Raw genomic sequence first — 25,416 nt, 5'->3', positions numbered from 1 at the left:
GGGACGAGATCCCTGGCGAGGCCGACGACACCACAACCCCCGCTCCAGGACGGGCACCGTGCCGTCAGGCCTGCGCCGCGAGGGTGAACTCCTTCACGAGCGTGGTGCAGAAGACGTCGAGGTCATCGGGCTTGCGGCTGGTGATGAGCGTCGCCGGAGCCGCGCGGCACACCTGCACTTCCTCGTCGACCCAGGTGCCTCCCGCGTTGCGGATGTCGGTCGCCAGGCTGGGCCACGACGTGAGTGTCCTGCCGCGTACGACGTCGGCCTCGATCAGGGTCCAGGGCGCGTGGCAGATCGCCGCGACCGGCTTGCCCGTCTCGAAGAAGTTCCGGACGAAGCCGACGGCCCGGTCGTTCATGCGCAGTGTGTCCGGATTGGCGACACCGCCCGGCAGCACGAGCGCGTCGAAGGCGTCCGAGGTGTCGCCGGCCAGCAGGTGGTCGACGGGGTAGGTGTTCGCCTTGTCGAGGTGATTGAACGCCTGCACCCGTCCGGGCTCGGTCGATACCAGCTGCGGGATCCAGCCGGCCGTCTCGACGGCCTTCCAGGGCACGGTGAGCTCGACCTCCTCCACACCCTCCGGAGCGGTCAGAAACGCGATGCGCATGGCGCTCACTCCCTTCGTCGGGGCGTCGGTCACCCCTGTGGACCGCCGCTGCCGCATCGGAGCAGGCTCGGCGGATGCCGCACCGGCTCGCGTCCGGCGTTCGACTCGGTCCTTGCGCGCCTTCCCCGGCCGGCGGTCCTGAACCGGAGCGCGGCAGATCCGTCCGCGCCCGAGCGCCGTTGACGCCCGCCCGGTCCGTCGGATGAGCAGGTGCGGGTGCCAAGTGACGGAGCGCGGCCTCGGGGCTGGCCGGTCGTACGATCGACTGAGGGCTCCTGGAAGAACGACCGCCATGACGCCAGAGCGACGACACGTCGTCAAGGAAGGGCACTTCGTCCATCGCGGCGCACGCCTGGTCTTCGACGACGCCGGTGAAGGGCCGCTGGCCGTGTACGCCCACGGTGGCTTCGTCAGCCAGTCCGTCGAGGACCGGATGGGACTCTTCGACTGGGCGCCCGTCCTGCGTGCCGGGCGACGACTGGTCCGATACGACGCGCGGGCGCACGGAAGGTCCACGGGCGGGCGGTCGCCCTCCGAGTACACCTACCCTTCCCTCGCCGACGACCTGCTGGCCCTGCTCGACCATCTCGGCGCCGGCCGGGCCGTCGATGCCATGGGGGCCTCGATGGGATGCGGCAGCGTGCTGCACGCGGCGGTCCGGGAGCCCGAGAGGTTCTCCCGTCTGGTCATGCTCATCCCCCCGACGGCATGGACGACCCGGGAGGCGTACGCCCGGGCCAACAGGAGCGCTGCCGAGATGGTCACGCGCGAGGGGCTGGGCGCCTGGCTCGCCGGCAGGCGGCGGCAGCCGCCCGCGGCGGTGTCCGACGTCCCCGCGTTCCCGCCGACACCCGCGGAACCGATCCTGCCGGCCGTTCTGCGCGGCCTCGCCCGGTCCGATCTGCCGTCGCCCGCGCAGATCGCGGGTCTGCGCCTGCCGGCTCTGATCCTCGCCTGGGCGGACGATCCCGGTCACCCCCTGTCCACCGCGCGGACGCTGGCGGGGCTGCTGCCCGGGGCGGCACTGCACGTTTCGGAGACCCGCGCTGACATCCGTACCTGGGGCGAACGCATCGCGGAGTTCCTGGTGGCGTCACCCTGACCTGGGTGGACGGGCCCGGTGCCCTGTCCGGCGCGGCGCTGCGGCGGCGACCGTCTGATTCCTCAGAGGTGGCTCCTGCTGCCGCCCGGTTCGGCCAGCCGGCGATGAAGGGTGGCCTTCGCACGTTCGGGGAGGGCGTGCGTGGCCAGCTCCTGCGCCCGGGTGTGCAGCGAGCCCGCCACCACCTGGGCGCGGCCGGAGACCAAGGCCTCGTACGCCTGTCGGGCCACCAGGGCGGGATCGTCCTTCCGCGAACGGCCGAGCCGCGTGCTGAGCAGGCCCGACCGTACGAAGAAGCGGGTGTCCGTGGGCCCGGGCATCAGCACGGTGACCGTGACACCCGAACCGCGGAGCTCGGTGCGCAGCGCCAACCCGAAGGAGCGCAGGAACGCCTTGGAGGCGTTGTACACCGCGTGGTACGGACCCGGGATCTCCGCCGCGACCGAGGACGTGATGAGGAGCCGCCCTTCGCCCTGAGCCACCAGATCCTCCAGCAGCCGCCGGCACAGATGGACCGTCGAGGTGATGTTGAGATCGATCACACGGGTCAGGTCGGCGAGGTCGGCGTCCAGGAAGGCGCCGCCGTGGCCGATCCCGGCGTTGAGCACCACGGTGCGCATGGGCCGCCGCAGGGCCCGTACCTGCCGGACGAGGGTCTCGGCGCCCGCGGGCGTGCCGAGGTCCGTCTGGACCGCACGGACCTCCACCCCGTGAACCTCCAGACGGGCGGCCGCGTCCTGGATCGCGTGCTCCTCGGCGCAGATGATCAGGTCGTGGCCGTGGACCGCGGCCTCCCTTGCCAGCTCAAAACCGATCCCGCTGGACGCGCCGGTGACGACGGCCAACGGACGCAAAGTGTTCATACGCGGCGCCTACCCTCACCGGGACAGCCCACGCCCGGGCGGGGCCGGGGACCCAGGCCCCCACCCGGTCACGACCCGTCCACGTAGAGGGGCGTCGGCCGGGCCGCGGCCGCGGCCGGGGCGGGGCCGGAGTCGGGCCGGCGCATGCCCGTCGGCAGCAGCCGCCCCGTCCGGGCTCAGCGGCCCAGGGCCTGCCTGAGTTCGGCCTTTTCCATCCTCGAGCGGCCCTCGATGCCCCGCTGCTCGGCCTCGTTGTAGAGCTGCTCCTTGGTGGGTCCCCTCCGGGACGGGCGCGCTCCTTGTTGACGGCGCGCGCTGCGATCTCCGCGGCGCGCTTGGTGCTTTCACCGCGCTGCTCGGCGCTCTCCTTTCCCGTCGGGCAGGGCGTACGCCCGCTCCGGCACGGTGGCGGCCACGGACCTGGCGGTGCCGGAGGTCTGGCAGGACTCCTGGCAGACCTGTACGACGGCCGGGTCGCGTGGCTCCGGGGTGGGCCGGCGGCCATGAAAGGCAGACGCCAAAGACGCGGACGGCATGCACGACGCCTCGGCGGTCACCGGAACCCCCCGATCCGGCAGGAGCCCCACACCGGCCGTCGCGGCTGAGGGTTCGGCCCGCGCCCGGGCCACCCGTCGGCTCGAAACAGCACCGGATGGCAGCACCGACCTCGGCGGCCGGTCCTGTCCGAACCTCCGGCCGAGGGGGCCGCCATCAACAACCCGCTGGAGCCCGCCGCCTCGGATCCGGGTCTGACCGGGCGGTCCCGAGGAGTGGGCCGCCAGGCGGCGGGTAGGCGCCGGACAGCCCCGGCCGACCTGCCGGAAGGGCGGGTCCGGCCTTCGCGGCGAGGAGGCAGACATGTCCGCACACGTTCCCGACCCAGGCCCGCGGAACACGCCCCGACCGTACGGCGGGGTACCGCCGGGCGAGACTCCGCCCGGCGAGTCGAGCACCGGCTCCGGTGCGGGTCCGTACCGCCCCCTTACCCGCGGCTGGGCCAAGGGCCCCCTCCTGCTGATCTGCCTGCTGGCCCTGGTCTGCGCCCTGTTCTTCCTCGCCTACGCCATCATGCTGGACATCTGAGCGGCACCGACGGGAGCCCGGCACCGCCGGATCCGCAACAGACGCGGCCGAACGAGGGCAGGCAAGTGGCCGTGAACCCGTCCTGCGGCGAAAGAGATGATCATGTCCTCAGGTCCCGCGCCACACGCGACGTCCTCGTCCTCCGACTCGGCGGCCTCAGCGGCAGGGTGTCGATTGCTGCTGGTCCGCCACGCGAAGGCCGTGCCCAAGCACGTCGCCGAGGACTTCGAACGCTCCCTGAGCGACCGCGGACGAGCTGATGCGCCGGAGACGGGCCGTTGGCTCGCCGAATCGGGCTTCGAGCCCCATCTGGTGTTGTGTTCCCCGGCCCGAAGGACGCGGGAGACATGGGAGCTGATCGCCCCGGCCCTGCCGGACGTGCCGCCCGCCGTATACGACGAGAGGCTCTACGACGCGGCCCCGGACGCCTTGGCCACCGTACTGGCGGAGCAGGGAGCGGGGCTGAGCCACGTGATGCTGGTCGGCCACAACACGGGCATCCACGAGCTGGCCACGTCGCTGTGCGGCACCGGCCCGCCGGACCTGCTGGAACGGCTGAGGGAAGAGCTCCCGACGTCGGGCGTCGTGGTGGTGGACCTTCCGGGCGGGTGGGAGGACCTGACCCCGGCCGATGGTCACGTTGGCCACCTGACTGCGTTCTGGGCACCCGCCCACCAGGCTCTGTCTGACCAGTGATCACGCGCCGGGTTCGCTGATGGCGCCGGGCTCCTCGACGACCGGGTACCGCGTCCAAGACGAGGCGAAGACGTACTCGGAATTCGGAAGTCCGGCTCTGCTACGGGCGGCGGCGGAACGTGGGCGCCTCGCGGCACCGTGCGGTGGTCACAGGAACCGGCGGATGGGGATGACAGCGAGCTCTCGCAGCCGTTGCACTGTCGAGCGGCGGTTCCAGCGCGCCGGATCCATCTGCTCGCTGGCCTGCAGGTCCTCGTCGAAGTGGCGGTCCAGGGTTGCGGTGAAGTCTTCGTCCAGGACCGCGAGCATGACCTCTTCGTCGTGGTCCAGGGAGCGACGGTTGAAATTGGTGGAGCCGATGAGTGCCGCGATCCGGTCGACGGTGATGACCTTGGCGTGCATCATCGTCGGCTGGTACTCGAATATCCTCACCCCGCAGGCGAGGAGGTCCGCGTAGAAGTTCTGGCCGGCCAGCAGGCAGACGCGCTTGTCGGTGTGGGGGCCGGGCAGGAGTATCTCGACCTCGATGCCCCGGCGTGCTGCTGCGCACAGCAGCTCGATGAAATAGGCGTCCGGGGCGAAGTAGGCGGTGGACAAGCGGAAGCGTTGCTGGGCGGATTCGATGGCGACCCGGATCAGGGTCTGCATGTCCTGCCAGCCGATGCTGGCCGAGCCCCGGACCACCTGCACCACTGCCTCGCCCTGCGGCGTGTGGCCGGTGAAGCGGTCCCGGTCGTCGAAGAGGGTGTCGTGGCACTCGGCCCAGTTCTGTGCGAAAGCGGCGGCAACGCCGTCCACGGCGGGCCCGCGCAGCCGGACGTGGGTGTCGCGCCACTCGTTCTCGTTGCGGGCGTTGCCGCACCATTCTTCGGCGATGCCGACTCCGCCGGTGAACGCCGTCTGTTCGTCGACGACGAGCACTTTGCGGTGGCAGCGGTGGTTCTGCTTGAGCGGGGAGAGGTAGAGGGGCTTGCGGAACCACGCCACGTCGGCCCCGGCGTCCTCCATCAGATCGAGCAGGTCCTGCTCGATGAGCCGGCTGCCGAAGCCGTCCAGCAGCAGCCGTACCCGGACGCCCGCGCGGGCCCGGTCCGCCAATGCCTGGGCGAACTGCCGGGCTATCTCGCCGCGCCAGTACACGAACGTCATCATGTCGACGGTGTGTTCGGCGGCGCGGATGCTGTCCAGCATCGCCGTGAAGATCTCGTCCCCGTTGCGCAGGGCAAGCAGCGAGTTTCCTTCGGTGGCGGCGATGCCGATCAGCCGCTCGAGGCGGCGACGCATCCGCTGTTTGCGCTCGGCCACCGACAGCACCGGGCCGACGGTCGTGCCGCCGGACGGTCGCGTCCCGCTGGTTGCATTCGTCATGACTCCACCTGACCGGTCGGGGACGACCGCCCCGCACGTCCGGCAACCGCCGGGGCGAGCCGACTGTACACAGCCGCAGACCGGGAGTGGGCGCGGGTCTCCCCTCGTCACGCGGTGAGGACGCTGAGCAGCAGGCCGCGGCGCCGCTCCCTCGGGGCCGATGCCCGCCCGCAGGCTGCCCGGTGTGGTCTTGCCGCCTGCCACCGTTGCTGTTCGAGGCCGATCCCCACCGCCGAACACGCGAAAATCTATGCTGGCCAGAGTAGACATTGAGTGGTGGTCTGGGTACGATTTCTCTCGTAGCCCAGAGAGACAGCAGGACCCGGCAGAGACGAACTGCCGGGCAGGGGCCGCCGTGAGCGGTGTTCAAGTCGGGCATGCTGAAACAGAAGGCCGGCTCGGAACTGCTGCCGGCAGATGGTGTAGAAGTTTCCTCGGGGCCCTGGTGCCGTACGGCACCAGGGCCCCTCCACGTGTTTCAGAGAGAGGTGCAATGACAGCAGAGAATCCGACAGGCCCGCTCGGCGGCCACCTGGACGACGACGACTACCCCGCGTACACCATGGGCCGCGCCGCAGAGATGCTCGGCACCACCGCGGGCTTCCTCCGTGCCATCGGCGAAGCGCGCCTGATCACGCCGCTCCGCTCCGAGGGCGGCCACCGCCGCTACTCCCGCTACCAGCTGCGCATCGCGGCCCGTGCCCGGGAACTCGTCGACCAGGGAACCCCCGTCGAGGCCGCCTGCCGCATCGTCATCCTCGAGGACCAGCTCGAGGAAGCCCAGCGCCTCAACGCCGAGTACCGCCGCGCCGCCGGGTCGTCCGGTCCGCCGACCGCCGTCTGAGGTGAGCGGGCCCGCCGGTTGCGGCGGGCCGCGCACCCGCGCGTGCCGACGTGGTGGGTGCTCCTTTTTCTCTCTGTTCGAAAAAGCGTTGCGCCCGGGCTGCCAATATCTGTCACCGCGATGTAAGGATTTAGCGGTCCATGCGGAGAGGCTTTTTGCCGCAGCGACCAGGATGAATTGCTTTTCGCACGCAGACCGCTACGGCATGCTATTGTCGATCTCAGTTGCAGTCGTGGTTCCCAAAACTTCAAGTACCTCCCGCCGGCCCTCGTGCCATATGGGAGTGCTTTGTATTTCCGGGTCATTTTCCGGGCGGGGCATCATCGCGGCGACACGGTGTCCGTACAGTGCGGATGCTGGTGTACTGCCCCAAAGGAGATTGAAATGGCATCTGGCACCGTGAAGTGGTTCAACGCGGCAAAGGGTTTCGGCTTCATCGAGCAGGACGGTGGCGGCGCTGACGTGTTCGCCCACTTCTCGAACATCGCCGCCCAGGGCTTCCGTGAGCTGACTGAAGGCCAGAAGGTCACCTTCGACATCGCGCAGGGCCAGAAGGGTCCGACGGCCGAGAACATCGTTCCCGCCTGACGCTGACGCGCACTTCGTAGCTGGGGCCCGCATCCTTCGGGGTGCGGGCCCCAGCTGCAGGCATCTCCCGCAGGGTTTCACCCGCGGTGTGCCCGCCCCACCCACGAACCGCTCCCGGGGTGCAGACCGCTTCGCAGCTGCACCAGTCGAGGTCTTGCATTCCATGTGAGCCGGGTTCGCATTCCATTCGGCCCGTTCTTGCGATTCCCGCGCTGTTCTTCTGCTGCCGGAATTCCTTGATGCGCGCCGTATCAAGGAAGGTTCTGAATGAACCCCGTACGTACGAACAACCGCTCCGCTCGCACCCGCAGCCGCACCGGCGGCCCCGCTTTCGGTTCCGCCGCCGGTTCCGGCCGGGGCAGCCGCTTCGGTTCCTCCGCGCCGAGCCGTTCGGGCGGTCCGAGCCGCTCTGGCGGCAACGGCCGGCGGCCCGCCGCGGTGCAGGGCGAGTTCGCCCCGCCGAAGACGATCACTCCTGCCCTCCCTGCCGTCGAGGCCTTCGTCGACCTGGCCATGCCCGGGGAGTTGCTGGCCGCCCTCGGCGCGCAGGGCGTGAGCGTGCCGTTCCCGATCCAGGCCGCCACCCTGCCCAACACCCTGGCGGGCCGTGACGTACTGGGCCGCGGGCGCACCGGCTCCGGCAAGACCCTGGCCTTCGGCCTCGCGCTGCTGGCCCGCACCGCCGGGCAGCGCGCCGAGCCCCGCCAGCCCCTCGCCCTGATCCTCGTACCGACCCGTGAGCTGGCGCAGCAGGTGACCGACGCGCTCACTCCTTACGCCCGCTCGGTGAAGTTGCGCCTGGCCACCGTCGTCGGCGGGATGCCGATCGGCAGGCAGGCGGGTGCGCTGCGCGGCGGCGCCGAGGTCGTCGTCGCGACGCCCGGACGGCTCAAGGACCTCATCGACCGCGGCGACTGCCGGCTGAACCAGGTCGCGATCACCGTCCTGGACGAAGCCGACCAGATGGCCGACATGGGCTTCATGCCGCAGGTCACCGCCCTGCTCGACCAGGTGCGCCCCGAGGGCCAGCGGATGCTCTTCTCCGCCACCCTCGACCGCAACGTCGACCTGCTCGTGCGCCGCTACCTGACCGACCCGGTGGTCCACTCCGTCGACCCCTCCCAGGGCGCCGTCACGACGATGGAGCACCACGTACTGCACGTCCACGGCGCCGACAAGCACCGGACGACGACGGAGATCGCCGCGCGCGAGGGCCGGGTGATCATGTTCCTCGACACCAAGCACGCCGTGGACCGCCTCACCCAGGACCTCCTCAACAGCGGAGTACGCGCGGCAGCCCTGCACGGCGGGAAGTCGCAGCCCCAGCGCACCCGGACCCTGGCCCAGTTCAAGACCGGGCACGTGACGGTGCTGGTGGCGACCAACGTCGCGGCGCGCGGGATCCACGTCGACAACCTCGACCTCGTCGTGAACGTGGACCCGCCCACGGACCACAAGGACTACCTGCACCGCGGCGGCCGTACCGCCCGCGCCGGCGAGTCTGGCAGCGTCGTCACCCTGGTCACGCCGAACCAGCGCCGCGACATGACCCGCCTCATGGTCGCCGCCGGCATCGTCCCCCAGACCACCCAGGTCCGCTCCGGCGAGGAGGCACTGAGCCGCATCACCGGCGCCCAGGCCCCCTCCGGCATCCCGGTCACCATCACCGCGCCGCAGGCGGAGCGGACCGGGCGCAGCCCGCGTTCCTCCCGCGGACGGCGCGGTCCCGCTTCGGCGGCCCGGCGCGTGGACGGGCGCCAGTCCGCCTTCAACGCGGCGGCGGCCTGAGAACCACGTGTTCAGGAAACTGACCCATCTCTGCAGGAGGCACGTTTTGACGCTGGTCCAGATGCAACCCCGCTCGGTGAGTGCCAACCCTGTGCCCCAGGCGGTGGTCGATGCCATGGAGGCCGCAGGGCCGCAGGTCTGTGACGACATGACGGTCGAAGTGGCCTTGTCCGTCATGGCCAGCGCCCGTGCGGGACATCTGCTGGTCTGCGACGAGGACGGCCTGTGCGCCGGGCTGGTAACCCCGGCTCAGCTCGCCACAGTCCGTGACGGCGACGCGTACACGGACCGAGTCCGGCTGCGCGAGGTCCTCGGTGACCGCGGGCCGTTCACCTCGCCTCTCACCGCGATGGCCGAGGCCGAGCACGCGATGCGCTACCGCCGGCTCGATGCCCTGCCCGTGGTCGACGAACAAGGCAGTGCCCTGGGCGTCCTCGCCCTCGCACGCTGAACCGCCCCCCTCGGTCGGACCGTTCCCCCTTCTCCCTGTGAGGCTTCATGCGCTGCGTCATCGCCCGCTTCCCCTTCGACCTCACCAAGAGCGGCGTCCTGGAATCGATGAAGGGCGTCAAGCCCGAACAGGTCCTCGGCGAGTCCGTGATCATCGGCCGCCGCACCTACCCCGTCAAGCAGGTCGGCCAGGTCATCACCCGCCAGGACCGCCGCGACTTCAGCGCAGGCGAAGTCCTCCGGGCCATGGCCCAGCTCGGCTTCACCTGCCGCGGCCTTCCCCGGGCCGCCGCGCCCACGCGCGTCCTCAGTCCGCTACAGCAGGCATCTTTGATGCTCGGCGCCCCGGTGACCGTCTGACCGACGGGACCGGCGTGAGCCGACCCCCGATTGCGTCGGCAGCGCTGACGCTCCAGACCAATGAACAGGATGACCGGATGAATATCCTCCGCAGGAACAACGTGAAGGTCAGCGGATCACCCGGCAGGCCCGTGGTGATGCTGGCGCACGGGTTCGGCTGTGATCAGAACATGTGGGGCCTGGTGGCCCCGGCGCTGGCCGAGGATTTCCAAGTGGTCCTGTTCGACTACGTAGGGTCGGGCGGCTCCGACGCGTCCGCTTGGAGTGCCGAACGCTACGGGTCGCTGGACGGTTACGCCCGCGACGTGGTCGAGGTGTGCGAAGCCCTGGACCTGCGGGACGTGGCCTTCGTCGGGCATTCGGTCAGCGCGATGATCGGGGTACGTGCGGCGGCCACCGCCCCCGAGTGGTTCTCCTCCATGGTCATGGTCGGCCCTTCCCCCTGCTACGTCGACGACGACAGCTACCGCGGAGGCTTCAGTGCCGAGGACATCGACGAGCTGCTGGAGTCGCTCGAGTCGAACTACCTCGGCTGGTCGGCCGCGATGGCTCCGGTGATCATGGCCAACCCCGAACGCCCGGAACTGGCGGAGCAGCTGACCAACAGTTTCTGCGCCACCGATCCGGCCATCGCCCGCGTCTTCGCCCGCACCACGTTCCTCTCCGACAGCCGTGACGACCTGAAGTCGGTGGGCGTACCGACGCTGGTACTGGAATGCGCCCAGGACGTGATCGCGCCGCGAGAGGTCGGCAGCTACGTCCACACGGCCATCCCCGGAAGCCGCCTGATCACCCTGGACGCAACGGGCCACTGCCCCCAGCTGAGCGCTCCCGAGGCCACCACGTCAGCCATCCGCGCGTTCCTGCGGGAGCTACGGTGATGGGTCGCACCGCCCACAACCCTGAACGGCCCGGGGGCGAAGAGTCCGCTACCGACGCGGTGTTCTCCTCCCTGCTGGAGGACACCGCCGAGGAACTCTACGAATCCGCCCCCTGCGGCTACCTGTCCACCCTGATGGACGGCACCATCGCCAGGATCAACGGAACGCTCCTGGACTGGCTCGGCCTCACGCGCGAGGAAGTCGTGGGCCGTAGACGCTTCACCGACCTCCTCACGATCGGCGGCAAGCTCTACCACGAGACGCACTTCGCGCCGCTCCTGCGGATGCAGGGAAAGATCAGCGAGATAGCGCTGGAACTCAAGGCGTCGGGCGGCGGGCGCCTCCCGGTCCTGGTCACCTCCAGCGTGAAGACAAGCGGCGACGGCGAGCCGACGCTGATCCGCACCACCGTCTTCGACGCACGACAGCGCCGCGCCTACGAAGGCGAACTGCTGCGCGAGCGTCAGGTGGCGGAGGAAGCACGCCGGCAGGCCGAGGCGGACAGGGAGCGGCTGCGCGAAGCACTCGCGGTGCTCCAGCAGAGCCTGCTTCCCGCCGACCTGCCCGCGGTGCCCGGAATGGAAGCGGCCTCGTACTACCACACCGCCTCCGTCGACCGGCTCGGCGGAGACTTCTACGACCTGTTCCCGCTGGACGACAAGCGCTGGGCGTTCTTCCTCGGCGACGTCTGCGGCAAAGGCCCCCAGGCCGCCGCGGTGACGTCCCTGACCCGCTACACCCTGCGCGCCGCGGCCCTCCACGATTCCGACCCCATAGCGGCGCTGACCACCTTGAACACCGTGCTGCACGAGCGGTTCACGAACGGGGACCCGCGCTACTGCACCGCGATCTTCGGCATTCTGGAACCGGACGCCACCGCCGGAACGGTGGCCGTGCAGCTGGCCTCCGGCGGCCATCCCCCCGCGCTCGTCGTGCGTGCCGACGGCCGGGCCGACTACCTCCCCACCCCCGGCGGCCTCCTCATCGGAATCCTGCCCGACCCCTGCTTCATCCCCGCCGAGACCACACTCGGCCCCGGTGATTCCCTCCTCCTCTACACCGACGGTCTCACCGAAGCCCGCGTCGGCACGAAGCGTGAGCTCTACGGCGAAGACGCCCTGCGCACTTTCACCGCCGGCCTCGCCCCTGCAGGGGCGCAAGAGCTGATCACCGCCCTCACCGGTCTCCTGGACGGCTTCGGCGAAGGCCTGGACGACGACACGGCTCTGCTCGCCCTCGGCGTGCCACATCCCGCCCCCGTTGCGCGAGAGCACGATCTGACATGAGCGCCCTGACGATCACCACCCGAGACGCCACCACCGGCCCCGTACTGGAAATCGCCGGCGACCTCGACTTCGACCACGCCCCCCGCCTTCGACAGGCCGTGACAGCCCTCAGCCTGGAACCAGGACAACGCCTCGTCCTGGACCTCTCCCAGGTACAGTTCTGCGACTCCAGCGGTATCACCGCCCTCATCGTCGCCCGCAACCACGCCGTCGCCGCCCGGGCTGAGATGGCCCTGGCGGCCGTCCCCGACAACACGATCCGCATCCTGCGCATCGTCGGCCTCGACAGGGTGTTCACCGTCCACGCCGACGTCGACACGGCCACAACTCACCGACCGACCAACGGATGTCCCTGACGACGCCGGTCCCGGCACCCAGGAGAGGGTGCCGGGACCGGCGTCATCATGCGGGAACGGGATCAGGCGGGGCGGCCGCCGAAGGGGGCGCCGGTGCCGTAGTAGGTGCCCAGCTCTTCCCGGTATCCGGTGTCGCCGAGGTGCTTGTCCCGGTGGAACTCGGGGGCGTTCTTGATCTGTTCCTTGGTGCGGTCGACGAAGATCTTCTTGTCCTCCGGGTCGACCTTGACGACCGTGCTCGCCGGCAGCAGGACCTCCTTGCCGAAGATCCATACGCCGGTGTCCACGACCAGGTAGGCGTCACCGACCTCGTCGGAGTGCTTGTCGACCTTGCCGATGCTGCCGTCGGTCGCCTCGACCTTGTAGCCGGTCAGGTCCGTACCGGCCAGGTGGCCCGACGTCGACTTGTAACTCCACACATGTTCAGTCACGCGAAAACAACTCCTCGGTCAATGGAGGACGGCGGGGAAATGCTTCTCCGCCGATCCTTCTTGTTCCGTACGTCATCCGCGGCGGTCGTGCGTTCCGCCTGGATTTCGCTTGCCCCCCGTTCACCGTTTCACGCACCCGGATCGTATGCGGGACCGGCCGAGTGCCGAGTCCGGACGCTGACCGGGTCGGGGGATTGCCCCGGGGGACCGCCGCCTTCAGCGATGCGCGGTTCGGTGGCCGAACCAGCGGCCCCGACCGCGGGGGGCGTCGGCACCCGGAGCTCCTGTCTCGGTGCGGGCGTCGTCGCGCTGCTCGATCAGATCGTCGCGCTCGCGCTCGTGCTCGCGGTCGACGGCGGCGGCCTCACGGCGTGATGTGCCGACTTCCCGTCGGGCCCGCGCCGAGCGACGGGCCGAACGACGGGCGCCCATGATGACCAGAGTCAGACCCAGGAGGGCTACGGCTCCCACAATCATCCCGCTCAGGAAGAGCGATCCGGTCGAGCCGGTTGCGTGGTAGCCGAAAATCGAGAAATCGCCGCCGGCGCCGAGATCGTGCCCCGCGCCGGTATTCCCGAATATTCCGGCCAAGCCGACGACGAGAGCGGCGATCAGAAGGATGAGTCCGAGGATGAGAATCATGGAACTGCTCCTTGGATCCGCGCCCGGACAAGCCGCCGGACACGCCTGGCGCCTACCCCGGCTGTGAACCGTCAAGCCAATACGGAGGACATTCCGCTTGTCCTCCGGAAGCGCCGTCAGGGGACGCGCAGCGCCAGCACGACGACGTCGTCTCCGGGAGCCGGGTCCGCCGGCCTGTTGCTGATCCGGTGGAGCAGCTCGGGCAGCGGACGGTCACCGTGGCGGGCGAGCAGGGCGACGAGTTGGGCGATGGAGGCATCGATGTCGTGGCCGCGGCGTTCGATGAGCCCGTCGGTGTAGAACAACAGCGTTGAGCCGGGGGGAAGGTCGCGCCGGGCCTCGGTGCGGTGGTACGGCCCGAGGCCCCGGTGGAGGAGGATGTCGTGCTCCACCAGGGTGGTCACCCGGCCGTCGGGAGTACTGAGCAGCGGCGGTGGGTGGCCGGCGTTGGACCAGGTCAGCGTCGAGCCGGAACCGCCTTCGGCGAGGTCGAGGCGGGCGTGGACCAGGGTGCCGCTGGCGTCTATCGGCAGGACCGAGCAGGCTGCGTCGAGGGCGGTCAGCGCGGTGGCAGGGCTGTACGGGGGGTGGTCGAGCGTGGCCTGCCGCAGCATGCTGCGGATCTGGCCCATGATCGTGGCGGCGTGCATGTCGTGGCCGGTGATGTCGCCCACCGTGACCATGAGTGCTCCGGGCTCACCGCCGGGCGAGGCGGACGGCAGCCGGTAGGCGTCGTACCAGTCCCCACCGATCATTTCGCCGTCCACGGCCGGCTGGTACAGGGCGCTGATCTCGACGCGGTCGGTGAGGGGAAGATCGGTGAGCATGGCCTCCTGGAGCTGCCGGGCCACGGAGACGCGTTCGTCGAGGTAGAGGGCGCGCTCCACCGCCTGCGCGATGTAACCGGACGCGGCGGTCAGGGTGGCCCGCTCGGTGACGCCCACCTCGTGCCGCTTGGCCCAGCAGACCGCGAGTACGCCCAACAGGGCCCGGCTGCCCCAGAGAGGCAGGCACAGCACGGTGGTGAAGCCCATGCGGTCGAAGAAGCCGACCGCCTCGGGGCTGTAGCCGGCGACGAGCGCCTCACGGTCGGGCACGAAAACCGCCCGCCGTTCCCGCATGGCCCGGGTGCTCGGGAACGCTGCGTTCACGGGCAGCGTGAGGACCTCCCGTTCCACCGAATTCTCGATGTCAGGGTCGGCAACCCGGTGCAGTTCGTCCTTGTCGGCGACCAGCAGGCCCACGTAGGAGGGTTTGCCGGCGCCGACGAAGAGGTCCCGCACTCGTCGCCGGACGTCCTCCAGCCCGGACGTCTGGGCCAGCTCCTCGGACGCCCGCAACAGCAGCTCGGCATGGTCCATGCCGGCTTGAGCCTCCCTTTCCAGACGCTGCGCGTCGCTTCTGGCGTGTTCGGCGGCGGCCCGCGCGGTCTCCAGCACCTGCTGCGCGGATCGGCCCTGGGCCGACAGGATGCGCAGACGCAGCTCGGCGGAGCAGGCCGCGGCCAGATCCTCCAGGTCGGCCAGCTCGCCGTCACCCCACGTCCGTGGCTGATGGTCGATGGCGCACAGGGAGCCCAGGACCAGGCCGTCGGCGTCGGTCAGCGGCATTCCGGCATACGCGACGACCCCGAGGTCCGCGACGGCCGGATGGGTCCCGAGCCGCTCGTCGGCGCGGGCGTCCGGCACGACGAGGGGCTGCCCGGAGGCCACCACGTAACGGCAGAGGGAATGCGACAGCGGCAGCGCCCGGCTCCCCGCCCAGGGCTCCGGCAGACCGAACAGTCCGGGCAGGACCTGCCGGTCCTCCTCGACCAGCGAAACGAAGGACACCGGCACGCGGAGCAGTCGTGAAACCAGCCGGGCGAACCGGTCCATTCCGGCATCGGAAGCTGCCGAAAGACCGGCCAGCTTCACGGCCCGCCGCTGTGCGCTGCCCGGGTCCGCTCGGGATTCCCGGCCCTGTTCCGGCATCTGCCCTCCGGTTGCGCTGTCCCGAAGCCCTCAACGGCATCGTAGGCCAGCGGAGACCTGCTTCGCCGGTCATGGGCCGACCTCGACGTGGCCCTGCTGCTGGTCACCGAGCCCTCTGGAGCCGACGCGACCGCATGGACGAACGGTGGGACGATGGCAGAACCAGCGGTAGAGGCGCTCGCACCGGTGCGCCCATCCCGAGACAGACAGCAGGCCACGCCATGACCAAGCAGCCGAAGCCGTCCCAGCCCGCCCACGGCAAGGGTGTGAGTCGCCACGAGGGCACCAAGCAGCACGGCTGGTCGCCGGATGTGGACGAGACCCGTCAGCAGGACAACCCGAGCGCCCACCGTTCCTTCCATCCGGACGAGTACGCCCCGGACAAGGGGGCCGGCCGGACGGTTTCCAAGGAAGAGTCCGGAAACCCCCACGGCGAACCGGTGAAGAGCAAGGGCACACGGGGGGAGGACCAGAGCAAGGGATCCGGGGAGAAGGGCATGCACGACCTGGGCCCCAGGGGCCGGTCGCAGCGTCCCAGCGGAACGAAGGATGCCTCCGCCTCCACGGGCGTGGACCCGCAGGACCCGCCCGGCAAGCGCAGCGGCGGGTAGCCGGCGTGGGGGCGCGGCGTTCCGTACGGCGAAGGGCCTTCGCCCACCGATCCGGGTCACCGTCCGCCGGCCAGGAGACCGCAGGCCGAGGGGGAAGCGCTCGCGGTCCCGGCACACCGTCCGGTGGAAGGACTCTCTCATGGCCGTCCGAAACCAGCTGATTCATCGGGCCCCGCAGGCGGTGTGGTCCGTGCTCGCCGATCCGACCCTGTACGGGGAGTGGGTGGTGGGCCCGTCCGAGTCCACACCGCTCGATCAGGCCTGGCCGGACGTCGGATCCCGGCTCCGCTACACCGTGCGGCTGGGGCCCTGGTCGACCGAAGGGGTGACGACCGTACGCCACCGGGAACCCGGCCGGGAGCTGGAACTGGAAGCGTCGTTCAAGGCACTGGGCACCGCGAGGATCTTCCTCCAGCTCCGGCCGTGGGGCGAGGAGACCCTCGTCGTCTGCGACGAGCACCCCCTCCGCGGCATCGGCGGCACCCTTCACAACCCCGCCGTCGAAGCCCTGCTCCAGCTCCGGCACCGCGGCATGCTCGCCCGTCTGGCCGACGTCGTGGAACGGAACCATGCCGGGGCTCGCCATGCCTGACGCGGTGGTGATCGGCGCGGGCCCGAACGGGCTGGTGGCCGCGAACGTTCTGCTCGACGCGGGGTGGAGCGTGGAAGTCCTGGAGGCACAGCCGGAGCCCGGAGGTGCGGTCCGTAGTGACCGCGGCGTCCACCCCGACTACGTCTCGGATCTGTTCAGCGCCTTTTACCCCCTATCTGCGGCCTCCCCGGTCCTCGCCCGCCTCGACCTCGCCGCCGAGGGCCTGCGGTGGAGCCACGCCCCGTCCGTACTGGCGCACCCGTTGAAGGACGGCAGGTGCGCCGTACTCGAGCGTCGCGTGGAAGCCACCTCGGCCGGGCTGGCGGGGTTCGCGGCGCCCGACGGGGACGCCTGGCGGGAGATGTACCGGGTGTGGAGCCGCGTCGGTCCCGACCTGGTCCAAGCCCTGTTCACTCCCTTCCCTCCGGTCCGGTCCGGCGTCCGGCTGGCGGCGAAGTTGCGGACCGCCGGCGGGCTGCGGTGGGCCCGGAACATGGCCTTGCCCGTTCGCCGGCTGGGCGAGGAGGAGTTCCGCGGCGCGGGCGGGCGGCTGCTCCTGGCCGGCAGCGCCCTGCACGCCGACATGGCCCCCGAGACCGCCGGCAGCGGCGGATTCGGCTGGCTGATGTCGATGCTCGGACAGAGCCACGGATTCCCGGTGCCCGTCGGCGGGGCCGGCGCCCTGTCCGCGGCGCTCGTGAGCCGCCTCCGCCGCCGCGGGGGCGTCCTGCGCTGCGGGGAGCGCGTCACGTCCGTCGTCGTACGCGGTGGCACGGCGGTCGGGGTCGAAACCGCGAGCGGGGAGACGGTCGACGCGCGCCGGGCCGTGTTGGCCGACACGTCCGCACCGGCCCTGTACCGGGACCTCGTGGGCGAGGAACACCTCCCGTCCCGCCTCCTGCGGGACCTGGAACGCTTCCAGTGGGACTTCGCGACCTTCAAGGTCGACTGGGCGCTGACCGGCCCGGTGCCGTGGACGGCGCCGCAAGCCGCCGGGGCGGGCACGGTCCACGTGGCCGACGGCGTCGACGGCCTGACCCGGTTCGCCTCGCAGATCGCCATGGGACTGGTCCCCGACGAGCCGTTCGCCCTGTTCGGTCAGATGACCACGGCGGATCCCAGCCGCTCACCCGCCGGCACGGAATCGGCGTGGGCCTACACCCACCTCCCGCAGCGCATCACCTCCGACGCTGGCCCCGACGGCATCACCGGCCGCTGGGACGCCCGGGAACAGGGAGCCATGGCCGACCGCATCGAGGCCCAGGTGGAACGGTTCGCACCCGGTTTCCGTAGGCTGATCGGCGCCCGCCGGATCCTGGCCCCCACCACCCTCCAGGCCATGAACGAGAACCTCCACAACGGCGCCATCAACAACGGCACCACCGCCCTCCACCAGCAGGCGATCTTCCGCCCCACCCCCGGCACCGGGAGGCCCGAGACCCCTGTCAAGGGCCTCTACCTCGCCTCCGCAGCCGCCCACCCCGGCGGCGGCGTCCACGGCGCCCCGGGCGCGAACGCCGCCGGAGCCGCCCTGCGATCCCACGGGCTCCATGCCCTCCTCCACGGCGCGCAACGCGTCTGAACCGCCCTGGCCGGCCGCCTCCCCGCCGAACCCGCGGCGAATCCGCCGTACATGTCGCTCGTGTGGATGCGTGCTCGGACGTCCTCGGCGTCCAGCGTCGGCGACGAAGGCCGAGTCGCTCCCGCCGGTGGCGGCCGGTGCGTCCGGACGGGACGTGCCTCGGTCCCGAACCCCTGGCGGGTCCGGGACCGAGGCACGCTGCGGCGCGGTCAGGTCACCGCTTGAAGACGTCCTTGATCTTTTCCTTCGCCTGGCGGGCATCGCCCTTCGCCCCTTCGGCGCGGCCTTCGGCGGTCAGCCGCTCGTTGCCCACCAGACGGCCGGCCGCTTCCTTGAGCTTGCCCTCGGCCTGTTCGGCCTTGGCCCGGCCCTTCTCGTCCTCTGACACAGCTGATCACTCCCTGGGGGTGTGGAAACTGCCTTGCTCTCCGCGTCTGGCCCGGATCGCGGCGGGCAAACGTGCGGGGCGAGACCACGCCCGGCATCCGGTCGGCCGGGCGGGACGCCGAACGGCATGCCGGAGAGGTCCGGAGAGGAGCTGCGTGCCCAGGGCCTCGCGCCCGCCGTGAGGGCCGACACGCCTGGGACGTAGAGGTCGACCGGGCCGTTCGGGAAGTGTGCCCCGGCCGCCGAGGTCGCGGACGGCATTTCGGCGGGTGTCCGGCAACCTTTCGGGCTCCGGCGGCAACTGAGGGGTGAACAGAGCGCCTCATCCCAAGGAGCCACCGCCCATGTCCGCTTCCCCCCACCGCCGCCCCACCGGACGTCGAAGGCTTGCCCTGGCCGGAGCGGCCACCCTGGTCGCCGCCGGTCTCGGCGCCGTGCCGCTGGTCGTGAAGGCCGATGCCGTGGCACCCGCCGACCTCGCCCACGGCGTGCTGCCCGCCCGGGACGGCTGGGCCGCGAGCGGCTCGGGCACCACCGGCGGCCGGGCGGCGCCCGCGACACGCGTCTTCACCGTCTCCACCCGCGCCGAGCTGGCGAGAGCCCTGGCTGCGGGCCCGGCCGACGCCCCGCGGATCGTCCGGGTCAAGGGCCTCATCGACGCCGGCACCGACGACAGCGGGAAGCCGCAGAGCTGCGCCGACTACGCCGCGGGCACCGGCTACTCGCTCGACTCCTATCTCAAGGCCTACGATCCCGCCGTCTGGGGCCGTGCCAAGGTGCCGTCCGGCGCCCAGGAGAACGCCCGCAGGGCGGCCCAGGCAAGGCAGGCCGCCCGCATGGTGTTCACCGTGCCGGCGCGGACCACCGTCATCGGCGTGCCCGGCACCGGAGCGGGCATCACCGGCGGCAGCCTGGTGGTGAAGAACGCCGACAACGTGATCATCCGCAACCTGTCGCTCACCGACGTCCGGGACTGCTTCCCGCAGTGGGACCCGACCGACGGCTCCGCCGGCAACTGGAACTCCGCCTACGACGCCGTCAGCCTGCGCGGCGCCACCCATGTCTGGGTCGACCACAACAGCTTCTCCGACGCCCCGCACCCGGACTCCGCCAATCCGGTCCGCTTCGGCCGCGAGTACCAGGTCCACGACGGCGCCCTCGACATCACCAACGCCTCCGACCTGGTCACCGTCGGATACAACACGTTCAGCAACCACGACAAGACCATGCTCATCGGCAGCAGCGACAAGGACACCAAACTGCGGGTGACGCTCCACCACAACGTCTTCCGGGGCATCGTCCAGCGCGCCCCCCTCGCCCGCGTGGGCCAGATCCACCCGTACGACAACTACTACGACACCACGGCGTCGGAGGGCTACGCGCACAGCTACAGCGTCAACTCCCGCGCCGGCGCCCGAGTCGTCGCGCAGAACAACTACTGGAAGCTCTCCTCCGACCGGAAGGCCTCCCAGCTGCTCAGCGGCGACGGCACCGGAGCCATCGCGGGCAGCGGCAACCTCGTCGGCGGCGCCCCCGTGGACCTGGTCGCCGTGCACAACTCCGCCAATCCCGGGAAGAAGATCAAGACCGCCGTCGGCTGGCGGCCCACCCTCACCGCCGGACTGGAACCCGCCGCCGGACTGCCGGCGAAGCTGGCGGCGAAGGCGGGCGCCGGCGTCCTCACCGAAACCGGCGGCAAGGCCGCTCCCGCCCCGTCCGGTCCGGCCGGCGGCCGTACGCTGACGGTCGCCGCCGACGGCTCCGCAGCCCACCGCTCCGTGCAGGCCGCCGTCGACGCCGCCACCGCGGGCGACACCGTCCTCGTCGCACGCGGCACCTACCGGGAGACGGTGAACGTCCCCGCCTCCAAGCACGGGCTGATCCTCAAGGGCGCCACCGGCAATGCCGAGGACGTCGTCATCACCTACGACAACGCCTCCGGCACGCCGAAGCCCGGAGACGGTATGTACGGAACCGCGGGCAGTGCCACCGCTACCTTCTCGGCTGTCTTCGGCAACGCCACCGCCGTCTACGACCACGTCAACATCACCCTGCGCGACCGGGGCGCCGCGGCCGGCGGACAGGGTGGATGCCTCGCCGCGCCGAGCACCGATGCGGCCACGCTGTACGGGATCCTCATCACCGACAGCACGATCAGCAGCCCCGCCCGGCCCGGGACCTACCACCTCGGCCGGCCCTGGCACCCCGGCGCGAGCGCGGTCGGCCAGCTGGTCATCCGCAAGTCGAACCTGCCCGCAGCCGTGAAGACCGAGGGGCCCTGGACCGACATGGGGGGCTTCTCCTGGACGTCCGCCCGGTTCGCCGAGTACGCCAACACGGGCCCCGGCCCCGGCGCCGGCGCGAACCGGCCCCAGCTCGGCCCGGACCATGCCGCGGCCCACACCGCCCGCGCCCACCTGGCCGGCACCGACGGCTGGAACCCTACGGGCTGATGGAGGCCACCGTGCGGAGCAGGCCCGGGCGAACCGAGACGTCCGAACGGACATGCGAGCGGACTGCTACGCTCCGGCACTTGCCTGAGAACGCCCTTGTCGCACCGAGAGGCCGTACCGAGGCCATGACCGAAGATGAGGCGGCCGCAGATTTCCACGCGTTCTTCGAACGCCACCACGCCGAACTCTCCCGCCTGGCGTACCTGCTGACCGGAGAGGCGGACGCCGCCGACGACCTCGCCGCGGACGCGATGGTCGCGCTCTGGCACCGCTGGGACAGGGCCCGCCGTGCCGATTCCGCGGCTGCCTACGCCCGCGGAATCGTCGCCAACCTCGCCCGCAGCCGGATCCGGAGCACGGTACGCGAGCGGCGGCGCGTCATGCTGTTCTGGTCGCACCGCCCGGACCGGACCGACGGCCCGGACATGGCCGCCGTCATGGACGTACGGGCCGCGCTGGACACGCTGCCGTTCCGCAAACGCGTGTGCGTCGTACTGCGGTACGCCTTCGACCTCTCGGAGAAGGACACCGCGGCGGCGCTCGGGATATCGGTGGGTACGGTGAAGAGCCAGACCTCGAAGGGGACGGCGGAACTGCAGCGGCTGCTCGGCGCCCGGGCCGCGGACGAGCTGCGGGAAGGGGAACCCGGTGACCGACGAACTGCGCGACCTGCTGCGCGAGAGCGCCGAAACCCACCTGCCCGACCGGGCCCGCATGCTGGCCCGCATCGAGCGCGGCACGGCCCGTCCCGGCACCGCCCCCCGGTCGCGGGACCGCGAGCGCGAGCGCGCCCGCGCCCCCGCCCTGTCCTGGCCGAAGATCGTCCTCGCGATCCTGGCCACCGCCGGAACCCTGACGGTGAGCGCCCTTACGGTGGTCGCCGTCGTGCACACCCCGGACCCGCCACGGAATCCGACGGCCGCCGCCCCGTCCGACCCCGCCCCGTCCACCGCTGCCCCGTCCACCGCCGGCCGCCCGGTGCCGCCGGTGGAGGGCAGCCGGACCGAGGACGGTCCACTGTGGGCCGACGGCTCCGTCGACCCCCACAGCAACGCCTACTGGGCACAGAGCAACGTCACCCTGAAGGCGAGGCAGCCGCTCACCGCGCTCGTCGTCGAGCTGCGCATCGCCCTCACCGAGGGCGTGAAGGACACCGGTAGCTGGCGGACCCGCCCCGCCGCGGACTTCGACCTCTCCACCCGCAAGGAAGGTGGCTTCCTCGTCTACCGGTGGACCCTCAAACCGGGCAGGACCGTCCCGCCCGGCGAGCACGTCTTCGCCGGCCAGTACGACCACGCTGCCGGCGGGCGCGACGCGAAGGACGACACCTATCGGATCGATGCGGCTGCCGGTGCCGTGGAGAGCGGAGCCGCCGTGTGGGGTGGGTTCGCGTAGGGCGCGTCCACGCCCCGCCGTTCCGGGCAGGTGCGGTTGCAGGCGGGCACCGAGCCGGCGGCCAGTGCGCCGAGCCTGCCCGGCCGCTTGCGGTTCGCGGCCTGGTCGACGGGCTGCGGGATCACCGCCCGGATCCCACGCCGCCGCAGATGCCGGCGGATCGCCCGGGAGCGCCGGTGGCGATGGTGTCGGGGAGGTCGTCGGTGTGCTCGCGGGGGGTCACCCCCAGCCGGTCGCGTGCCAGCAGCACACGTCGCTCGTACGCGCCCCACACCGCGAACGCGAAGATGCCCTCCAGCCGTTCCACGGTGCCGGCACCCCACTGGCGGACGGCTGCCAGGACGACCTCGGTGTCGGAGCGCGTCCGGAAGCGGTGACCGCGTGCCGTGAGCTCGCGGCGCAGGTGGCCGTGGTTGTAGATCTCGCCCGTGAACACCAGCACCGCCGCGGGCCCGCCGGAGGCGGTCCGGTCCACCATGGGCTGTCTGCCGCCCACCTGGTCGACGAGCGCCAGGCGGGTGTGCCCCACAGCCGCACCCGGCCCCGTCCACGAAGCCGAGGCGTCCGGGCCCCGGCAGGCCATGGGCTCCAGCATCGGTTTGAGTTCCGCCGAGTCCGCTTCCGGCATCCCGTCCCGGCCGAACACAACCAAGCCAGCGAGCCCTCACACGAAGAATCGATCCCCCTCGATGACGGCGCCCGATACGAACCACCACCGGGCGGCAACACTCTGCACATTGATGATCATCCAGGGCAATGTGCGGTGGGCCGACCGGGTGACGAGGCGGGACCGGCGGCGGCCGGGCGCATCGGGGCACTCCGGCCGGCCTCCTCGGTTGGCTGGGAAGAGCCTTCATCTTGTGAGCACACAGCGGCGCACGGCCGAAGCCCCTGTGCGTTCGGCGGGCTGTTTTCGCCGTCTGCTGCCGGGCAGGTGCGGACCATGAACCAGTCGAAGGCACCGGTACTCGAGGCGCTGGCCGCCTACCACGCCAGCGGGCAGACCCCGTTCACGCCTCCGGGTCACAAGCAGGGGAGGGGCGCCGACCCGCGCGTACGCGCCGTGCTCGGCGACGCGGTCTTCCGCTCCGACGTGCTGGCAACCAGCGGGCTGGACGACCGCACGTCTTCCCACGCCGTGGTGGAGGCGGCGCAGGCCCTGATGGCTGAGGCGGTCGGCGCAGACCGTACCTTCTTCTCCACCTGCGGCAGTTCCCTGTCGGTGAAGTCGACGATGCTGTCCGTCGCCGGTCCTCACGAGAAGCTGATCGTGGGGCGGGACGCCCACAAGTCTGTTGTCTCGGGGCTGATCCTCTGTGGCATCCGGCCCGTTTGGGTCGACCCGCAGTGGGACGCCGAACGCCACCTCGCCCACCCGCCGTCCGCCGAGTCCTTCGAGGCGGCCTTCGCCGAGCACCCCGACGCCCGCGGAGCGCTGGTGACCACCCCGACCCCCTACGGCACCTGCTCGGACCTCGCCGCCATCGCCGAGGTCTGCCACAAGCGGGGCCGACCCCTGATCGTCGACGAGGCATGGGGCGCCCACCTGCCCTTCCACCCCGATCTGCCGACCTGGGCCATGGACGCCGGCGCGGATGTCTGCGTCACCTCCGTCCACAAAATGGGCGCCGGCCTGGAGCAGAGTTCGGTCTTCCACCTCCAGGGCGACCTGATCAAACCCGAAGTGCTCAAGAGCCGTGAAGACCTGCTCGGCACCACCAGCCCCTCCGTGCTCATGTACGCGGCCCTGGACGGCTGGCGTCGGCAGATGGTCGAACACGGGAAGGTTCTCTACGACGACGCACTCGCCCTCGCGGAACAGGTCCGCGGCCGCATTTCCCGCATCGACGGCCTGCGGGTGCACGGCCGTGAGGACTTCTGCGGGCCCGGCAAGGCGGCGGACATGGACCCCCTCCAGATGATCATCGACATCAGCGCGTGCGAGGTCACCGGCTACAAGGCCGCTGACTGGCTGCGGGAGAACCACGGGATCAACCTCCACGTCAGCGACCACCGCCGCATCAGCGCGCAGCTCACCCACGCCGACGACCACACCACGGCCGAGACCCTGCTGAGCGCCCTGACCGATCTGGCCGCCCATGCCCCGCAGCTTCGTACCGGTCAGCCCGTACACGTCCCGCCGCCGTCCCGACTCCGGCTGGAACAGGCGGTCCTGCCGCGCGACGCGTTCTTCGGCGCGACCGAGCAGGTGCCCTGGGAGAAGGCGGAGGGACGGATCGCCGCCGAGATGCTGACCCCTTACCCGCCGGGCATCCCGGCGGCGCTGCCCGGTGAACGCCTCACCGCAGACGTACTGCGCTACCTGCGCTCCGGAGTCGAGGCGGGCATGGTCGTCCCGGACGCCGTCGACACGAACGTCATGAGCGTCCGGGTGCGCCGAGACGGGTGACCCCGGCGACCGCCTGCGCGCAACGGGCGACCGCCTGCGCGCAACGACAGTCCATGTGAGGCGGCTCCCCCCCGCTCACGAGCCCAACCGGTGCCCGGCCGCCGGCCTGAGGGGGCCACCGGGCACACGCGCCGAGGCCGTCCCTTCGAGTTCCGCCGCGAAGACCTCGGCCGCGCGACGTTGGCGCAGGTCGTCCAGCGTGCGAACCTGTTCGTCCGCGCGGGCGAGAAGGCGGTCGAGGGCGGGGGCATATAGGCGGTCGTCGGTCGCGGCGAGTTCGCGCAGCGCCCGCCAGCACGCGGCCTTGCCCTCGACGCCCAGGAGCATCATCTCGAGTTCGACGACGTCGCTGAGCGGGGAGCGGCGGACGAGGGTCCCGTTCGGCTTGAACCGCCCCAGTGTCTCGCCGATCCGGCCCGCGACCTCGCGTACGCGTCGTACGGGGACACCGAGGTCGCGCATGACGCTGCGCAGGCTCTGCTGGTCTTCGTCGATCTGTTCCGCCAGGTTCGCGAGCGCCGGGCCCCCGTCCGTGCGGCGGTGCCGCTCGGCGATCCGCCGGGCGAGACGTACGCCGGCACCCGAGCCGGTGAGGTGATCGTTCAGGTACACGGTGAGGAAGTACGGCCCAGGCCCTGCCGGGGACTTGGTGTCGCGCATGGTGG

Annotated in this window: 26 protein-coding genes and 3 pseudogenes; 18 read left to right on the top strand and 11 right to left on the bottom strand. The window is 71.2% G+C overall.

Annotation, left to right across the window (positions count from 1 at the left end):
* Nucleotides 1–64: 64 nt before the first annotated feature.
* A complete protein-coding gene (locus RIU97_RS05025) occupies nt 65–610 on the bottom strand; it encodes a type 1 glutamine amidotransferase domain-containing protein (protein ID WP_404953548.1) in 546 nt (181 codons plus the stop codon).
* Between the two features lie 292 nt (nt 611–902).
* On the opposite strand from RIU97_RS05025, the gene RIU97_RS05020 reads away from it, so the two are divergent.
* Nucleotides 903–1,712 carry an alpha/beta fold hydrolase gene (locus RIU97_RS05020; protein WP_404953547.1) on the top strand — a complete coding sequence of 270 codons (810 nt, stop codon included), beginning with the start codon at nt 903–905 and terminating at the stop codon, nt 1,710–1,712.
* A 62-nt stretch (nt 1,713–1,774) separates the two neighbouring features.
* Here the strand turns inward: RIU97_RS05020 and RIU97_RS05015 are convergent, their stop codons facing one another.
* Both RIU97_RS05015 and RIU97_RS05010 read right to left on the bottom strand, forming a co-directional pair.
* Nucleotides 1,775–2,575, bottom strand: a complete 801-nt coding sequence (locus RIU97_RS05015; protein ID WP_404953546.1) for an SDR family NAD(P)-dependent oxidoreductase — start codon at nt 2,573–2,575, stop codon at nt 1,775–1,777.
* 176 nt (nt 2,576–2,751) lie between these two features.
* Nucleotides 2,752–2,945, bottom strand: a pseudogene (locus tag RIU97_RS05010) (plasmid stabilization protein); the annotation flags it as partial.
* 488 nt (nt 2,946–3,433) lie between these two features.
* Between RIU97_RS05010 and RIU97_RS05005 the strand changes: the two are divergent.
* Together RIU97_RS05005 and RIU97_RS05000 are read left to right on the top strand one after the other, a co-directional pair.
* Nucleotides 3,434–3,658 carry a DUF6480 family protein gene (locus RIU97_RS05005; protein WP_404953545.1) on the top strand — a complete coding sequence of 75 codons (225 nt, stop codon included), beginning with the start codon at nt 3,434–3,436 and terminating at the stop codon, nt 3,656–3,658.
* 102 nt (nt 3,659–3,760) lie between these two features.
* Nucleotides 3,761–4,354: a SixA phosphatase family protein gene (locus RIU97_RS05000; protein ID WP_404953544.1), complete on the top strand. Its 594-nt coding sequence runs from the start codon at nt 3,761–3,763 to the stop codon at nt 4,352–4,354.
* A 147-nt stretch (nt 4,355–4,501) separates the two neighbouring features.
* Here the strand turns inward: RIU97_RS05000 and RIU97_RS04995 are convergent, their stop codons facing one another.
* Complete coding sequence (locus RIU97_RS04995) at nt 4,502–5,638, bottom strand: phospholipase D-like domain-containing protein (RefSeq protein ID WP_404962757.1); 1,137 nt, start codon at nt 5,636–5,638, stop codon at nt 4,502–4,504.
* 577 nt (nt 5,639–6,215) lie between these two features.
* On the opposite strand from RIU97_RS04995, the gene RIU97_RS04990 reads away from it, so the two are divergent.
* The 8 genes from RIU97_RS04990 (at nt 6,216) to RIU97_RS04955 (ending at nt 12,275) form a co-directional block, all read left to right on the top strand.
* Nucleotides 6,216–6,566 carry a MerR family transcriptional regulator gene (locus RIU97_RS04990; RefSeq protein WP_404953543.1) on the top strand — a complete coding sequence of 117 codons (351 nt, stop codon included), beginning with the start codon at nt 6,216–6,218 and terminating at the stop codon, nt 6,564–6,566.
* 384 nt (nt 6,567–6,950) lie between these two features.
* Nucleotides 6,951–7,154, top strand: a complete 204-nt coding sequence (locus RIU97_RS04985) for a cold-shock protein (RefSeq protein WP_399923613.1) — start codon at nt 6,951–6,953, stop codon at nt 7,152–7,154.
* Between the two features lie 267 nt (nt 7,155–7,421).
* Nucleotides 7,422–8,942 carry a DEAD/DEAH box helicase gene (locus tag RIU97_RS04980; protein WP_404953542.1) on the top strand — a complete coding sequence of 507 codons (1,521 nt, stop codon included), beginning with the start codon at nt 7,422–7,424 and terminating at the stop codon, nt 8,940–8,942.
* A 46-nt stretch (nt 8,943–8,988) separates the two neighbouring features.
* Nucleotides 8,989–9,393: a CBS domain-containing protein gene (locus RIU97_RS04975; protein WP_404953541.1), complete on the top strand. Its 405-nt coding sequence runs from the start codon at nt 8,989–8,991 to the stop codon at nt 9,391–9,393.
* 47 nt (nt 9,394–9,440) lie between these two features.
* On the top strand, nt 9,441–9,752 hold the full coding sequence (locus RIU97_RS04970; RefSeq protein ID WP_404953540.1) for an SCO5918 family protein: 312 nt from the start codon (nt 9,441–9,443) through the stop codon (nt 9,750–9,752).
* A gap of 77 nt (nt 9,753–9,829) precedes the next feature.
* Complete coding sequence (locus tag RIU97_RS04965; RefSeq protein ID WP_404953539.1) at nt 9,830–10,633, top strand: alpha/beta fold hydrolase; 804 nt, start codon at nt 9,830–9,832, stop codon at nt 10,631–10,633.
* The gene (locus RIU97_RS04960; RefSeq protein ID WP_404953538.1) at nt 10,633–11,919 is read left to right on the top strand and encodes a PP2C family protein-serine/threonine phosphatase; all 1,287 of its coding nucleotides are present in this window, start codon (nt 10,633–10,635) and stop codon (nt 11,917–11,919) included. The genes RIU97_RS04965 and RIU97_RS04960 overlap by 1 nt, the downstream gene beginning before the upstream one ends.
* Complete coding sequence (locus tag RIU97_RS04955; RefSeq protein ID WP_404953537.1) at nt 11,916–12,275, top strand: STAS domain-containing protein; 360 nt, start codon at nt 11,916–11,918, stop codon at nt 12,273–12,275. Before RIU97_RS04960 ends, RIU97_RS04955 begins: the two co-directional genes overlap by 4 nt.
* A gap of 62 nt (nt 12,276–12,337) precedes the next feature.
* Here the strand turns inward: RIU97_RS04955 and RIU97_RS04950 are convergent, their stop codons facing one another.
* The 3 genes from RIU97_RS04950 to RIU97_RS04940 all read right to left on the bottom strand — a co-directional run bounded on the left by RIU97_RS04950 (nt 12,338) and on the right by RIU97_RS04940 (nt 15,225).
* Complete coding sequence (locus RIU97_RS04950) at nt 12,338–12,706, bottom strand: PRC-barrel domain containing protein (RefSeq protein WP_362854145.1); 369 nt, start codon at nt 12,704–12,706, stop codon at nt 12,338–12,340.
* 216 nt (nt 12,707–12,922) lie between these two features.
* The gene (locus tag RIU97_RS04945) at nt 12,923–13,348 is read right to left on the bottom strand and encodes a hypothetical protein (RefSeq protein WP_404953536.1); all 426 of its coding nucleotides are present in this window, start codon (nt 13,346–13,348) and stop codon (nt 12,923–12,925) included.
* A gap of 116 nt (nt 13,349–13,464) precedes the next feature.
* Nucleotides 13,465–15,225 (bottom strand): SpoIIE family protein phosphatase, encoded by a 1,761-nt coding sequence (locus tag RIU97_RS04940; protein WP_404953535.1) that lies wholly within the window; start codon nt 15,223–15,225, stop codon nt 13,465–13,467.
* Between the two features lie 317 nt (nt 15,226–15,542).
* Between RIU97_RS04940 and RIU97_RS04935 the strand changes: the two genes are divergently transcribed.
* The 3 genes from RIU97_RS04935 to RIU97_RS04925 all read left to right on the top strand — a co-directional run bounded on the left by RIU97_RS04935 (nt 15,543) and on the right by RIU97_RS04925 (nt 18,106).
* On the top strand, nt 15,543–15,932 hold the full coding sequence (locus RIU97_RS04935; protein ID WP_404953534.1) for a hypothetical protein: 390 nt from the start codon (nt 15,543–15,545) through the stop codon (nt 15,930–15,932).
* A gap of 139 nt (nt 15,933–16,071) precedes the next feature.
* On the top strand, nt 16,072–16,524 hold the full coding sequence (locus RIU97_RS04930; RefSeq protein ID WP_404953533.1) for an SRPBCC family protein: 453 nt from the start codon (nt 16,072–16,074) through the stop codon (nt 16,522–16,524).
* Nucleotides 16,517–18,106: a phytoene desaturase family protein gene (locus tag RIU97_RS04925; protein WP_404953532.1), complete on the top strand. Its 1,590-nt coding sequence runs from the start codon at nt 16,517–16,519 to the stop codon at nt 18,104–18,106. Before RIU97_RS04930 ends, RIU97_RS04925 begins: the two co-directional genes overlap by 8 nt.
* 214 nt (nt 18,107–18,320) lie before the next feature.
* Here RIU97_RS04925 and RIU97_RS04920 read toward each other — a convergent pair whose 3' ends face one another.
* Nucleotides 18,321–18,494 (bottom strand): CsbD family protein, encoded by a 174-nt coding sequence (locus tag RIU97_RS04920; protein ID WP_404953531.1) that lies wholly within the window; start codon nt 18,492–18,494, stop codon nt 18,321–18,323.
* 343 nt (nt 18,495–18,837) lie between these two features.
* On the opposite strand from RIU97_RS04920, the gene RIU97_RS04915 reads away from it, so the two are divergent.
* The 3 genes and pseudogenes from RIU97_RS04915 to RIU97_RS04905 all read left to right on the top strand — a co-directional run bounded on the left by RIU97_RS04915 (nt 18,838) and on the right by RIU97_RS04905 (nt 22,341).
* Nucleotides 18,838–20,946: a pectinesterase family protein gene (locus RIU97_RS04915; protein WP_404953530.1), complete on the top strand. Its 2,109-nt coding sequence runs from the start codon at nt 18,838–18,840 to the stop codon at nt 20,944–20,946.
* 125 nt (nt 20,947–21,071) lie between these two features.
* A pseudogene (locus RIU97_RS04910) lies at nt 21,072–21,578 on the top strand (SigE family RNA polymerase sigma factor); the annotation flags it as partial.
* Nucleotides 21,579–21,594: 16 nt separating this feature from the next.
* The gene (locus RIU97_RS04905; RefSeq protein ID WP_404953529.1) at nt 21,595–22,341 is read left to right on the top strand and encodes a hypothetical protein; all 747 of its coding nucleotides are present in this window, start codon (nt 21,595–21,597) and stop codon (nt 22,339–22,341) included.
* Nucleotides 22,342–22,409: 68 nt separating this feature from the next.
* Here RIU97_RS04905 and RIU97_RS04900 read toward each other — a convergent pair.
* Both RIU97_RS04900 and RIU97_RS04895 read right to left on the bottom strand, forming a co-directional pair.
* Nucleotides 22,410–22,511, bottom strand: a pseudogene (locus RIU97_RS04900) (IS5/IS1182 family transposase); the annotation flags it as partial.
* Nucleotides 22,463–22,924: a hypothetical protein gene (locus tag RIU97_RS04895; protein WP_404962756.1), complete on the bottom strand. Its 462-nt coding sequence runs from the start codon at nt 22,922–22,924 to the stop codon at nt 22,463–22,465. The pseudogene RIU97_RS04900 and the gene RIU97_RS04895, both read right to left, overlap by 49 nt.
* Before the next feature lie 360 nt (nt 22,925–23,284).
* On the opposite strand from RIU97_RS04895, the gene RIU97_RS04890 reads away from it, so the two are divergent.
* Nucleotides 23,285–24,751 (top strand): aminotransferase class I/II-fold pyridoxal phosphate-dependent enzyme, encoded by a 1,467-nt coding sequence (locus RIU97_RS04890; protein ID WP_404953528.1) that lies wholly within the window; start codon nt 23,285–23,287, stop codon nt 24,749–24,751.
* 75 nt (nt 24,752–24,826) lie between these two features.
* Here the strand turns inward: RIU97_RS04890 and RIU97_RS04885 are convergent, their stop codons facing one another.
* The gene (locus tag RIU97_RS04885) at nt 24,827–25,411 is read right to left on the bottom strand and encodes a hypothetical protein (protein ID WP_404953527.1); all 585 of its coding nucleotides are present in this window, start codon (nt 25,409–25,411) and stop codon (nt 24,827–24,829) included.
* Nucleotides 25,412–25,416 lie beyond the last annotated feature (5 nt).

This window comes from Streptomyces sp. 147326 (assembly GCF_045000215.1).
Taxonomy (GTDB): Bacteria; Actinomycetota; Actinomycetes; order Streptomycetales; family Streptomycetaceae; genus Streptomyces.
This window is presented reverse-complemented; position numbering and strand designations above follow the sequence as displayed.